The organism is Arthrobacter sp. UCD-GKA (assembly GCF_001863355.1).
Classification (GTDB): domain Bacteria; phylum Actinomycetota; class Actinomycetes; order Actinomycetales; family Micrococcaceae; genus Paeniglutamicibacter.
In genome coordinates, this window is sequence record NZ_MOLR01000010.1 from 1 (window position 1) to 12,624 (window position 12,624).

General features: G+C 65.6%; 12 protein-coding genes. 4 read left to right on the forward strand and 8 right to left on the reverse strand.

Translation table 11 applies throughout. The features are described 5' to 3' along the window. From BLJ79_RS16660 to BLJ79_RS16670, 3 genes are all read right to left on the reverse strand, one after another. A partial coding sequence (locus BLJ79_RS16660) for an aldehyde dehydrogenase family protein (RefSeq protein WP_139194921.1) occupies window positions 1-783 on the reverse strand: 783 nt, incomplete at its 3' end. Next, window positions 780-2,975 (reverse strand): choline BCCT transporter BetT, encoded by a 2,196-nt coding sequence (betT, locus tag BLJ79_RS16665; protein WP_083411387.1) that lies wholly within the window; start codon window positions 2,973-2,975, stop codon window positions 780-782. The genes betT and BLJ79_RS16660, both read right to left, overlap by 4 nt. A 249-nt stretch (window positions 2,976-3,224) precedes the next feature. After that, a complete protein-coding gene (locus BLJ79_RS16670; RefSeq protein ID WP_071215904.1) occupies window positions 3,225-4,337 on the reverse strand; it encodes a mannose-1-phosphate guanylyltransferase in 1,113 nt (370 codons plus the stop codon). A gap of 251 nt (window positions 4,338-4,588) precedes the next feature. On the opposite strand from BLJ79_RS16670, the gene sdhC reads away from it, so the two are divergent. Genes sdhC through BLJ79_RS16690 form a run of 4 tightly spaced genes read left to right on the forward strand, consistent with a single transcriptional unit; the run spans window position 4,589 to window position 8,057 of the window. Further along, the gene (sdhC, locus tag BLJ79_RS16675; RefSeq protein WP_083411388.1) at window positions 4,589-4,984 is read left to right on the forward strand and encodes a succinate dehydrogenase, cytochrome b556 subunit; all 396 of its coding nucleotides are present in this window, start codon (window positions 4,589-4,591) and stop codon (window positions 4,982-4,984) included. A 3-nt stretch (window positions 4,985-4,987) separates the two neighbouring features. After that, window positions 4,988-5,434: a succinate dehydrogenase hydrophobic membrane anchor subunit gene (locus BLJ79_RS16680; RefSeq protein WP_071215906.1), complete on the forward strand. Its 447-nt coding sequence runs from the start codon at window positions 4,988-4,990 to the stop codon at window positions 5,432-5,434. A gap of 53 nt (window positions 5,435-5,487) precedes the next feature. After that, window positions 5,488-7,275 carry a succinate dehydrogenase flavoprotein subunit gene (gene sdhA, locus BLJ79_RS16685; RefSeq protein ID WP_071215907.1) on the forward strand — a complete coding sequence of 596 codons (1,788 nt, stop codon included), beginning with the start codon at window positions 5,488-5,490 and terminating at the stop codon, window positions 7,273-7,275. After that, the gene (locus BLJ79_RS16690) at window positions 7,275-8,057 is read left to right on the forward strand and encodes a succinate dehydrogenase iron-sulfur subunit (RefSeq protein WP_071215908.1); all 783 of its coding nucleotides are present in this window, start codon (window positions 7,275-7,277) and stop codon (window positions 8,055-8,057) included. Before sdhA ends, BLJ79_RS16690 begins: the two co-directional genes overlap by 1 nt. Window positions 8,058-8,299: 242 nt before the next feature. Here BLJ79_RS16690 and BLJ79_RS16695 read toward each other — a convergent pair whose 3' ends face one another. From BLJ79_RS16695 to BLJ79_RS16715, 5 genes are all read right to left on the reverse strand, one after another. Continuing rightward, complete coding sequence (locus tag BLJ79_RS16695; protein ID WP_139194922.1) at window positions 8,300-9,424, reverse strand: YihY/virulence factor BrkB family protein; 1,125 nt, start codon at window positions 9,422-9,424, stop codon at window positions 8,300-8,302. A 10-nt stretch (window positions 9,425-9,434) separates the two neighbouring features. Continuing rightward, a complete protein-coding gene (locus BLJ79_RS16700; RefSeq protein ID WP_071215909.1) occupies window positions 9,435-9,992 on the reverse strand; it encodes a 2'-5' RNA ligase family protein in 558 nt (185 codons plus the stop codon). Window positions 9,993-9,994: 2 nt separating this feature from the next. Then, a complete protein-coding gene (trpS, locus tag BLJ79_RS16705; RefSeq protein WP_139194923.1) occupies window positions 9,995-11,032 on the reverse strand; it encodes a tryptophan--tRNA ligase in 1,038 nt (345 codons plus the stop codon). A 16-nt stretch (window positions 11,033-11,048) separates the two neighbouring features. Then, entirely contained in the window at window positions 11,049-11,894 is an 846-nt protein-coding gene (locus BLJ79_RS16710) for an exodeoxyribonuclease III (protein ID WP_175475513.1), read from the reverse strand. Between the two features lie 83 nt (window positions 11,895-11,977). Then, window positions 11,978-12,502, reverse strand: coding sequence for a hypothetical protein (locus BLJ79_RS16715; protein ID WP_071215910.1), 525 nt, complete (start codon window positions 12,500-12,502; stop codon window positions 11,978-11,980). Window positions 12,503-12,624: the final 122 nt, after the last annotated feature.

The following is a 12,624-nucleotide window of genomic DNA, read 5'->3' on the forward strand; positions in this document are numbered from 1 at the left end:
GCCGCCGCGGCGGCGAGCCGCCGCGGCGGCGATGACCCGCCCGGTGGCCAGTCCCCCGGTGAAGGAGACCATGTCCACGTCGCGGTGCGCGGACAGGGCCGGGCCGACCGCGGACCCGGCGCCGGTCACCAGGTTCGCCACCCCGGCCGGCAGTCCCAGTTCCTGCAGCACGTCCATCATCAAGATGGCGGTGGAGGGGGTCAGCTCGGCGGGCTTGAGGATGAAGGAGCAGCCGGCGGCCAGGGCCGGGGCAATCTTCCAGGCGGCCTGCAGCAGCGGGTAGTTCCACGGGGTGATCATGGAGACCACGCCGACCGGTTCGTAGACGATCCGCGAGACCACGTTGGCGTCCCCGGCGTCGACGACCCGACCCGGTTCCTGGCCGGAGAGCTTGCCGAAGTAGCTGAAGCTCGCGGCGATGTCCTCGATGTCCAGGCGTGCCTCGTACATGCGCTTGCCGGTGTCCAGGGCCTCGGCGCGGGCGAACTCCTCCTGGCGCTCCAGCAGCCGGGCGGCGACCCTCAGCAGGAAGTCCCCGCGCTGGGGGGCCGGGACCGAGGTCCACACCCCGGAGTCGAAGGAGGCCCGGGCCGCGGCGATGGCGCGCTCGGAGTCGGCGCCGGTTCCCTCGGAGACGGTGGCGACGTGCTCGCCGGTGCCCGGGCAGGTGATCTCCCGGGTGCCGCCGTCCGCGGCCGGGGCCCAGGCCCCGTTGATGTAGATGGTGGTGCCCGGGCCGCACCCGTTGGCGCCCGCTGTTGGATCGTTGATGGCCTGGCTCATGCGTTTTCCTCTTCCTTCTCCGCGCCCGCAACGGGCCCGGTCTTGATCATGGGAATCATCCCGGTGTCGAAGTCGCTGTCCCAGTCGGTCTTGGGCAGCGTGGTCTCGGCGATCTGGCTCAGACCGTCGGTGTTGGCCTGCGCACGCAGGAAGGACATGTGCACCTCGTACTGGTCCAGCACGTCGGAAATGATCTGCTCGCGGGTGCAGCCCATGAGGTCGTACCCGTGGGAGCCCTCCTGGGAGAAGACCTCCATGCGGTAGTACTTCTCCCCCGTGGAGGAGTCCCGTGCATAGGATGGCACGTTGAGCGCGACCGGATAGACCTGGTACTTGAAGGGGCGCTCGGTCCCGTGCGGGACCACCAGGTCCACGGACTTGATGCCCAGCTGGCCCACCGGGGCGACGTGCAGTTCCCCGACGACCCCGGAGCTGGCGAACTCGTTGTTCACTTCCTCCAGTGCCGGGGTTACGATCTCCTCCATGAAGCGCTGGGCCGCACGCTGGCCGGGGTAGGCCAGGGTGCGGGCCAGGCGTTGGCGCCAGCCGCGCCGGTGGTCGATCCCGGTCGATCCGGTGCGCGAGGTAAGCACGGTGTGMAGGGTGTTCTTGTAGCTTCCGGCCAGCGCGCGCTCGACGCGCAGCGCCTTGTAGAGCCCCAGCATGATGAACACCAGCACCACCGAGAACGGCAGGCCCATGATCACCGTGGCATTCTGCAGCGTGGGCACCCCGCCGACCAGCAGCATCGCCAAGGTCAGCAGGCCGGTGGCCACCGACCAGAAGACGCGCACCCACTTGGGGCCGTCGGATTCGGCGTCCTTGAGGTGCGAGGTGAAGTTGGCCATGACCAGGGCGCCGGAGTCGGCGCTGGTGACGTAGAAAAGCAGCCCGGTGAAGGTGGCGACGGCCGCGACCAGCGGGACCGCCGGGTAYTGCTCGAGCAGCGAGTAGAAGGCACGCTCGGGCTGGTTCATGGCGACGTCCCCGAACGCATCGTTGCCGTTCATCACCAGGTCCAGGGCGCTGTTGCCGAAGATGGAGATCCACAGCAGGATGAACGCGAACGGGACCACCAGCACTCCGGTGACGAACTGGCGGATGGTGCGGCCGCGGGAGATGCGGGCCAGGAAGAGGCCGACGAACGGCGCCCAGGCGATCCACCAGGCCCAGAAGAACAGGGTCCAGCCGTTGAGCCATGCGTCGGGGCGGTCGTAGGCCATGGTGTCCAGGGCCATGCCCGGGAAGCGCGAGAGCGTGTCCCCGATGTTCAGGATGATCCCGTCAAGCAGGAAGCGGGTCTTGCCGGCGAAGAGCACGAAGAGCATCAGGGCGACGCACAGGATCACGTTGAGTTCCGAGAGCCGGCGGATGCCCTTTTCCACGCCGGTGAGCACCGAGACGGTGGCCATGACCACGGCGATGACGATCAGGGCGATCTGCACCGAGGTGCCCTCGGGGATGCCGAACATGAAGTTCAGGCCRAAGTTCAGTTGGGCCACCCCGATGCCCAGCGAGGTGGCGATGCCGAAGATGGTGCCGAGCACCGCGGCGATGTCCACGCCGTGGCCCAATGGGCCGTGGATGCGCTTGCCCAGGATCGGATAGAGCGCCGAGCGGATCGACAGCGGCAGGTTGTGGCGGTAGGCGAAGTAGCCCAGGGCCAGGCCGATCAGGGCATAGAGCCCCCAGCCGAGGATGCCGTAGTGGAACAGGGTCCAGGCCAGCGCCTGGCGGGCGGCTTCCACGCTGGAGCCCTCGCCGGTGGGCGGGGCCAGGAACTGGGCGACGGGTTCGGAGACCGAGAAGAACATCAGGTCTATGCCGATCCCGGCGGCGAACAGCATGGCCGTCCAGGTGAAGAGGTTGAAGGTAGGGCGGGAGTGGTCCGGGCCCAACCGGGTCTTGCCGACCTTGGAGACCGCGATGGAGATGACGAACACCAGCACGGCCACCACGACCAGTGAGTACCACCAGCCGAAGGTCGCCCCGACCCAGCCGACCACCGCGGTGATCACGGCGTCGGCACCGGCCTGGTCGATCATGGCCCAGAGGGTGAAGGCCAGGATCGTGGCGGCGGAGCCGAAGAACACGACCTTGTTGATGCGGTTGGGCCCCGCGTCGGGCGGGATTGCACTTTCCGTGTTGTTTATGGGTATAGACGGGTCATCTGAATACTTGACGGCACTCATGATTCGAGAGCCTAGCAATGACTTGTGCGCGTGCAGCCGCCCGGGCGCGTCTATCACACGCCTGCGGGTGAGATTCCCCACAGCCGGTGATCATCGTTGGGCATGGTGGCAACACCCGGCATTCCGGGGAATTTCGGGCACAAAAATGCCCCGCCGGGACCTGCCGTGAACCGCTTCGCTTTCGCGTTCGGTTCCCGGCGTGTCCCTGTGGGCGGGGCATCGATGTCCCGGCGGCTGCCGGGGCAGGTACTACAGGACGTCCACGACGCCCTCTTCCTTGAGCTTTTCCACGGTGGCCTTTACCGACTGCGCATGCTCCTTGGTGGTGACCAGCAGCGCGTCGGGGGTGTCGACGACGACCACGTCGTGGATTCCTATCAGGGCGATCACGCGCTTGGAGTCGGTGACCACCACGCCGGTGGCGTTGTCCGAGTACACGCGCGGGTTGCCGCCCACCACGGTGACGCCGGTCTTTTCGCTGGCGGGGTTCAGCCGGCCGATGGCTGCGAAGTCCCCCACGTCGTCCCAGTTGAAGACGCCGGGGATCACTGCCACGTCGCCGGCGGCCGCGGCAGGCTCGGCCACGGCGTAGTCGATGGCGGTCTTGGGCAGGGTCGGCCAGATGCGGTTGATGGTATCCACCCGGTCCCCGGTTTCCCAGGCCTGGGCGATTTCCATCAGGCCCGCGTAGAGCACCGGTTCGCTGCGCTGCAGGTGCTTGAGCATCAGGGCCACCGGGGCGACGAACATGCCGGCGTTCCAGAGGTAGCCGCCGTCGGCCAGGTAGCGGCGCGCCGTGTCCTCGTTCGGCTTCTCCACGAACTCGACGACGTCGCGCGCCGTGGGTGCTCCGGAGACCTGGAGCTTTTCCCCGGCCCGGATGTACCCGAAGCCGGTGGAGGGCGTGGTGGGTCGGATGCCGATGGTGACGATCTTGCCGGTGGCAGCCGTGTGGATGGCCTCGCGGACCGATTCCTGGAAGACCTCGACCGGGACGATCACCTGGTCGGCGGCGAAGGAACCCATGATGGTCTCGGGATTGCGCAGGTAGAGGATGGCGGCGGCCAGGCCGATGGCGGCCGCCGAGTCTTTCGGGTCCGGTTCCAGGACCAGGTTCAGGTCGCTGATTTCCGGGAGTTGGGCCAGCACCGCCGCGCGGTGGGCGCGCCCGGTGACCACCATGATGTTCTCACCGGCCAGCGGGATGAGCCGCTCATAGGTGGCGCGAATCAGGGTCGATCCGGAGCCGGTCAGGTCGTGGAGGAATTTCGGGGCCGCGGCACGCGAGAGCGGCCAGAGTCGGGTGCCGACACCACCGGCGGGGATGACCCCGTGGAATCGTGCCAAGAGTTCAGCGTTCATCCGACTAAGGCTAGTTGATCAACCCGAAGATTGCGGTGTTGGCCGATTATGAAATAGGGCATTGGAACCTATTGTATTTCGCGCATTTCCCGGATGTTTAGCCGATCCACCCTTTCATCCGGTGAGCCTACTCACACGGCACACGGAAAGAATGGGCACGCCCGTCCAAGGTGGTCTAAGATCGGGCAAGGAACGCTCGCACTAAGGCGTCAATTTATTGTGTGGARGATACACATGCGCCCTTGTGAGTCATGGAGGTTAATTCAGTGTCGAAGGCTTCGTCAGGCACCCTCTACCGCGGCCATGAAGGCATGTGGTCTTGGGTAGGGCATCGCGTAACAGGTGTCGTTATTTTCTTATTCCTTTTGGTCCACGTGCTCGACACGTCGCTGGTCCGGGTTTCCCCCGGCGCCTATGACGCGGTCATGTCCACCTACAAGAACCCGCTGATGGCACTGGGCGAAACCGCTCTGGTCGCCGCCATCGTCTTCCACGCATTCAATGGCCTGCGCCTGATCCTGGTGGACTTCTGGAAGTCGGGAACCAAGTACCACCGCCAGATGCTTTGGGGCGTTTTGGCACTGTGGGTCATCACCATGGTGGCATTCTCGATTCGCCACCTGTCTATCGCCTTTGGAGGTCACTAACCCATGTCGGCAGATATCGCTGCACCACGCAGCCAACGGCTCGACCCGAAGTATGTCCGCGCGCGCAAGTCCCGCGGCAGCTTTGAAATGATCGCATGGCTCTTCATGCGCCTGTCCGGCGTCGCGCTGATCGTGCTGATCTTCGGGCACCTCTTCGCCAACCTGATGCTCGGCGAAGGCATCACGGGCATCGACTTCGGCTTCGTCGCCGGCAAGTGGGCCGACCCGGTCTGGATGTTCTGGGACCTGGCAATGCTCTGGCTTGCCATGCTTCACGGCACCAACGGCGTGCGCACCATCATCAACGACTACGCCGAGAAGCCCGCCACCCGCGTGTGGCTCAAGGGCATCCTCTACGTCGCGACCATCGTCATTGTCGTCCTGGGCACCCTGGTGATCTTCACCTTCGATCCGTGCATCCCCGGCAGCACCCTTTCGGTCTGCCAGTAGTCTTCGGTTCCCGTTCACCGAAGTAGAGAATTCAAGAAAAGAGAGCATCAGGTATGCAGGTACACAAGTACGACGTCGTGATCGTCGGAGCTGGCGGCGCAGGCATGCGCGCGGCCATCGAATCCGGCCAGCGCGCACGTACGGCCGTTCTCACCAAGCTTTACCCGACCCGTTCGCACACCGGTGCAGCGCAGGGTGGCATGTGTGCAGCACTGGCCAACGTAGAAGAAGACAACTGGGAATGGCACACCTTTGACACCGTCAAGGGCGGGGACTACCTCGTTGACCAGGATGCGGCGGAGGTCATGGCCAAGGAGGCCATCGACGCCGTGCTCGACCTGGAAAAGATGGGCCTGCCGTTCAACCGCACGCCCGAGGGCAAGATCGACCAGCGTCGCTTCGGCGGCCACACCCGCGACCACGGCAAGGCCGCCGTGCGCCGCGCCTGCTATGCAGCGGACCGCACCGGCCACATGATCCTGCAGACGCTGTACCAAAACTGCGTCAAGCACAACGTCGAGTTCTACAACGAGTACTACGTCCTGGACATGCTCATGGTTGAGGAGGATGCCTTCCGCGAGGACGGCACCGCCTACAAGCAGAAGCGCGTTGCAGGCGTGGTTTCCTACGACCTGGCCACCGGCGAACTCCACGTCTTCCAGGCCAAGTCCGTGATCTTCGCAACCGGCGGCGCCGGCAAGGTCTTCAAGACCACCTCCAACGCCCACACCCTCACCGGCGACGGCATGGGCATTGCGTTCCGCAAGGGCATCCCGCTGGAGGACATGGAATTCGTGCAGTTCCACCCGACCGGCCTGGCCGGCCTGGGCATCCTGCTCTCCGAAGCCGCCCGCGGCGAAGGCGCCATCCTGCGCAACTCCGAGGGCGAGCGCTTCATGGAGCGCTATGCCCCGACCATCAAGGACCTCGCACCGCGTGACATTGTCGCCCGGTCGATGGCCAACGAGGTGCGCGAGGGCCGCGGCTGCGGCCCGAACAAGGACTACGTGCTACTCGACCTGACGCACCTGGAGCCGGCGCACATCGACGCCAAGCTCCCGGACATCACCGAGTTCGCCCGCACCTACCTGGGTGTGGAGCCGTACACCGATCCGGTGCCGGTCTTCCCGACCGCGCACTACGTCATGGGCGGCATCCCGACCAACATCGACGCCGAGGTCCTCCAGGACAACGACACCGTGATCCCGGGCCTCTTCGCCGCCGGCGAGGTTGCCTGCGTCTCGGTGCACGGCTCCAACCGCCTGGGCACCAACTCGCTGCTGGACATCAACGTGTTCGGCAAGCGCGCCGGCATCTCCGCGGCCAAGTACGCCCTGGGCGCCGAGTTCGTCGAGCTTCCCGAGGATCCGGAGAAGTTCACCACGGACCAGATCGATGCCATGATCAACTCCACCGGAACCGAGCGCGTCGCGGTGCTGCGCAAGGAACTGCAGGACATCATGGACGCCAACGTCCAGGTGTTCCGTGACAAGGACTCGCTGAACCGGGCACTCGAGGTCATCGAGGAACTGCGCGAGCGCTACAAGAACGTATCGGTCCAGGACAAGGGCAAGCGTTTCAACCTTGACCTGCTTGAGGCCATCGAGCTTGGCTTCCTGCTGGACATGGCCGAGGTCATGACCGCAGCCGCCATGCACCGCAAGGAATCCCGCGGCGGTCACTACCGCGAGGACTTCCCGAACCGCGACGACGAGAACTTCATGAAGCACTCGATGTCGTACCGCGATGCAACGGCCACCACCGAGGGCATTCCCGGCATCCGCATGGAAACCAAGCCCGTTATCTTCACCCGTTACCAGCCGATGGAGCGTAAGTACTAATGAGCACGGAACTTCCCGAACCAGCCTCGAAGATTGAGCTGAAGCCCGGAGTTGGCGGCGGCGGAGAAATTCCGCAGTTCAACATCACCTTGCGCGTTCGCCGGTACCTGCCGGAGACCACCGCTGACGCCTACTGGGAAGACTTTGAGCTGACCATGTACGGCACCGACCGCGTGCTGGACGCCCTGCACAAGGTCAAGTGGGACCACGACGGTTCGCTGTCCTTCCGCCGTTCCTGCGCCCACGGCGTCTGCGGCTCCGATGCCATGCGCATCAACGGCCGCAACCGCCTGGCCTGCAAGACCCTGCTCAAGGACCTGGACCACTCCAAGCCGATCACCGTTGAAGCCATCAAGGGCCTGCCCCTTGAAAAGGACCTCATCGTCGACATGGAACCGTTCTTCCAGTCCTACCGCGAGATCATGCCGTTCCTCATCAACAAGGGCCACGAGCCCGCTGCGGAGCGCTACCAGTCGGCAGAGGACCACGCCAAGTTCGAGGACACCACCAAGTGCATCCTCTGCGCCGCGTGCACCTCTTCCTGCCCGGTCTTCTGGACCGATGGCCAGTACTTCGGCCCGGCGGCCATCGTGAACGCACACCGCTTCATCTTCGACTCGCGCGACGATGCAGGGGACATGCGCCTCGAGGTCCTGAACGACAAGGAAGGCGTGTGGCGCTGCCGCACCACCTTCAACTGCACCGAAGCATGCCCGCGTGGCATCCAGGTGACCAAGGCCATCGCCGAGGTCAAGCAGGCCATCCTGGCCCGCTCCATCTAGTTTCCAGCTAGACCTGTTGTGGTCCGGTTTCCCCACGGGGAAGCCGGACCACAGTGCTTTAAGGGCCTCTTTGCGGCCTGGCAGCTTCCGGTGGCCCGCTTCCAAGAGGGTTGGGGATGGGGCCAAGGATCAAGGGAGCACGGGATGGGCTTGGTTTGGCTTGCCGAGGAAGCCCTCCAGGAGGCCCGCAAGGAGCGGAGGGAAGCAGGCGCCTTTCGGCCCAGGCGGTGGAGCGCCGCGCGTCAGGCGGTTCTGGCCAGCATCCGCTGGATGTCCGCGGAGCGCACCGCCACGATGGACGCCGCCAGCAGGTACACGTTGCTGAGCAGGTTGAACCAGAGGAACAGTCCCAGAATCACCGCGAAGGGCGCCAGCAGCGCGTTGTTGGTCAGCGAGGCCAACAGCATGGCCGAAAGGAAGCGCAGGATCGTCGCCCCGCCTCCTGCCAGCAGCACGCCGGCCCGCAATCCCCCGTCAATGATCTTGGCCCGCGAGGCCACGCGCAGCAGCACCCAGGCCGTGGCGCAGTCCAGGGCGAACATGGCCACGACAAAGCCCACCCGGGTCAGCGCATTGGTCCACCAGCCATTGAGGTGCAGCACCCCGGCCACGGTCTCGATCATGGAGGATGAGGCAATGGCCAAGGCGCTGGAGGCGACCAGGGCTATGGCCAGCACGACCAGCAGCAGCGCGTCGCGCAGCTTGGAGAGCACCGGGTTGGACCGGTCCCGCTTCAGGCCCAGTATCGTGCGGATGCCCTCGCGCAGCCCGGCCAGCCAGCCCAGCGAGGTGAAGACCAGTGCTACCAAGGAGATGGCCAGGGTCAGTCCGTAGCTGTGGAAACCCAGGAGCTGGTCGGGGGTGGCCAGTCCCCCGTGCCCGGTGTCGATAAGCCCCGGGGTGGTGGCGGCGACCATGTCGATCACCCCGTCGCGCAGCACCGGGTTGTCGGAGGCAAACAGGCTCAGGAGGGTGAAGCCGGCCACGAGCATCGCGGCGATGGAGAAGAACATCCGGTAGGCTCCGCCGGCGGCCAGCAGCGGACCGCGGCGCCGCACATACAGGTTCCACACCCGCATGGGGTAGATGCTGTATAACATGGCGGTGAGCAGGATGCAGAAGGCCTTGAAGCGCAGCCAGGGCGTGCCTGTGGCACGCGCAACGTAGAGTTCCTGGGCCTTCAGCCGGATATGGGCACGCAGCGCGCGCGGATCCAGCGGCGAGGGCGGGGCGGTGACGGGTGCGCCGACAAAGCGGCGGGCCACCACTCCGGGCGCGCGGGTTCCGCGTTCCTCGGCCACGGGATCGTAGCCGGAGGGTCCGGGGTCGGCAGGTTCGACATCGTCGGTGGCGTCCCAGGCCGGCACGCGACCGACCTCAGCCCGTCGGCCCGCCAAGTCCCAGCTCCTCGCGCAGCGACCAGGCCCCGGTGTCGTCAACGCCAAATAGGCCGATGCTGTTAACCATGAATTCCATGGACTCGCCCTTGAGTTCTTCCTGGGCCAGGTCCATGGCGTCGTCGTCAACCTCGTGCGCGATGGTCAGGTGCGGGTGGTAGCCGTAGCTCAGCTCGTGCAGCAGCGGACCGGCGACCAGTGCGTCATGCAGTTGCCCGCAGGCCTCGGCCCCCTCGAGCACGTTCAGGAACACGACCGGGGAGATGGGCCGGAAGGTGCCGGTGCCGCGCAGGGAAACCTTGAAGGCAGGGCATTGCGCGGCCACCTTGCGCACGTGTTCCACGGCGGTCTTCCAGTTGGTGGTGGAGCCGGAGACCAGGGTGATGTGCGGGGCCACGGCCGCGGCCGCCTCCCCGCCGTAGCGCCGGCGCCATCCGCGCAGCGAGGCCTCAAGCGGGGAAGGGATCTCAATGACGACCCCCAGTGCCGTCGCTTGCGCGACGCCACTTTCGGCCCTCTCCCCCGCTTCGGCAGCCATTGCTAGCGGATCCCGCCCACGGGGGCCATGAAGCCGACGCGCTCGTAGACATCGGCCAGGGTCTTCGAGGCGACCTCGCGGGCCTTGTAGGCACCGGCGGCCAGGATCGAATCCAGTTCCGCAGGGTCCTCGAGCAGCTCAAGGGTCCGGGTGCGCACCGGGGTCAGCGCCTCGACCACGGCGTCGGCCACCGCCACCTTCAGGTGGCCGTACATCTTGCCCTCGAACTCGTTGACCAGGGCCGGGATCGGGGTCCCGGACACGGCCGAGAGGATCTCCAGCAGGTTGGTCACCCCCGGCTTGTTGGCGCGGTCGTGGGCGATGACGGTGTCGGCATCGGTGACTGCGGACTTGATCCGCTTGGCCACCAGCTTGGGCTCGTCCAGCACGTTGATCAGGCCGTTGGGGCTCGAAGCCGACTTGGACATCTTGGAGGTCGGGTTCTGCAGGTCGTAGATCCGCGCCCCCTCCCTCTGGATGAAGGCCTCCGGCACCACGAACGTCTCGCCGAAGCGGTGGTTGAAGCGGGTGGCCAGGTCGCGGGCCAGCTCCACGTGCTGGCGCTGGTCATCACCCACCGGGACGCCCTGCGGCTGGTAGAGCAGGATGTCCGCTGCCATCAGCACCGGGTAGGTGAACAGGCCCACCGAGGAAACGTCCGCGCCGCCCTTGGAGCTCTTGTCCTTGAACTGGGTCATCCGGCTGGCCTCGCCGAAGCCGGTGATGCAGTTGAACACCCAGGCCAGCTGCGCATGCTCGGGGACCTGGGACTGGACGAAGAGCGTTGACTTCGCCAGGTCAATGCCCCCGGCAATGTACTGCGCGGCAGTGACGCGGGTGCGCTTGCGCAGCTCGGCCGGGTCCTGCGGCACCGTGATGGCGTGCATGTCCGGGATGAAGAAGAACGCCTCGTAGTCGTCCTGGGCCTTGACCCAGTTGACCAGCGCGCCGAGGTAGTTGCCCAGGTGCAGGGAATCGGCCGAGGGCTGCATCCCCGACAGGACGCGCGGACGGGTGGAAGTGGCGAGTGCTTCGCTCATGGAATGAAGGAGTCCTTTAGAACTGGTAGTCGACGACCAGCGGTGCGTGGTCGGAGAAGCGCAAATCGTAGGCCGAGGCGCGATCCACGTGGGACTTGACGGCCTTCGCCGTGAGGTCCGGGGTTGCCATGTGGTAGTCGATACGCCACCCGGCGTCGTTGTCGAATGCCTGCCCGCGGAAGGACCACCAGGTGTAGGGGCCCTGTGCGTCGGGGCCGGCCAGCTCCCGGGCCACGTCCTTGTAGCCGATCTCGGCGCCAAAGAAGCCGTCGAAGTAGGCGATCTCCTCGTCCATGACACCGGCGCGCTTGTTGTGGTTAGGCTTCCAGTTCTTGATGTCCTTCTCGGTGTGCACGACGTTCAAGTCGCCCACCACCAGCACATGGTCCTTTTCGCTCTTCAGCTCGACCAGGCGCACATTCATGCGCTGAAGGAAACGGTATTTGTCTTCCTGCTTCTGGGTGTTCAGCTCGCCGGAATGCACGTAGGCGGAGACCACGCACAGCGTGCTGCCGTCCGCCATGGTGAAGTCCGCTTCCACCCAGCGCCCGGATTCGGCGAAGTATTCCTCGCCGATGTGCCCGCGCACGGCGGTCGGCTCGGCGCGCGAAAGCACTGCGACCCCGGCGCGGCCCTTGTCCTTGGCCTCGGCGTGCAGGATGTGCCAGCCCTCGCCGACCAGCTCGCGCACGATCGCATCCGGCGCTCGCACCTCCTGCAGGCAGAGGATGTCGGTGTCGCGGGCGTCGATCCAGTCGGCCATGTTGCGCTTGTAGGCGGCACGGATGCCGTTGACGTTCACCGAAGCGACGCGCAGCGCGTTCTCGGACTTGGCCAGGATCTCTTCTGAGGTAGGTATCACGCCATCCACCTTATCGATATTTGTTCAAGGGATCGCCCCGGCACCGCCGGGGGTGTCGCCCTGCCGCGGGCGCCAGGGAAAAGCTAGTCGATGACCTCGCCGGTCATGGGCTCCCCGCGGCCGGAGGGCTTCATCATGTCGCGGGCGTTGGAGGCCGTGATTTCGATGGTTTCCAGGGCGCGGTCAACCATGCCCTTGGCGTCCTCGCCGGACTGGGGACGGTACTCGTTCACGACACCGACCTGCACCTGGATGATCTTGAAGGAATGGTCAAGCTTCAGGTCGCGGTTCCGGGTGGCCTCGTCCATGACCACGGCGCCGGCGGAGGGGCTCGGCTGGTTGCGTGCCGCCGCGGCCGCGGTGGCGGCCTTGAGCTGGCTGGTCATCTTGGCCGCGCCGCGCTTGAGCCCGAAGACCAGGAATGCCGACAGCAACAGCCAACCGAGCGAGATCACCACGACGATCCAGCCAATGACATCGTTCTGGTTGGCCGCAAAGACGACTGCCACCAGGAAGATCGTGACCATGACGGCCAACGAGAGGGTTGAGGCATTGATGGTGATTTTTTTGCCCTGTGCCGGGGCCGAGCTGCTACCAAGGGGTTCCATGCTCTTATTCTCTCAAACACGCAGGGGCAGGATCGAATCCGAGTATGAATTACGCTTGTTAGCTTAATCGGCAAACTCCTACACTCAAGCCAGATACGTGAGACTGGGGACGTGGTGCGGCA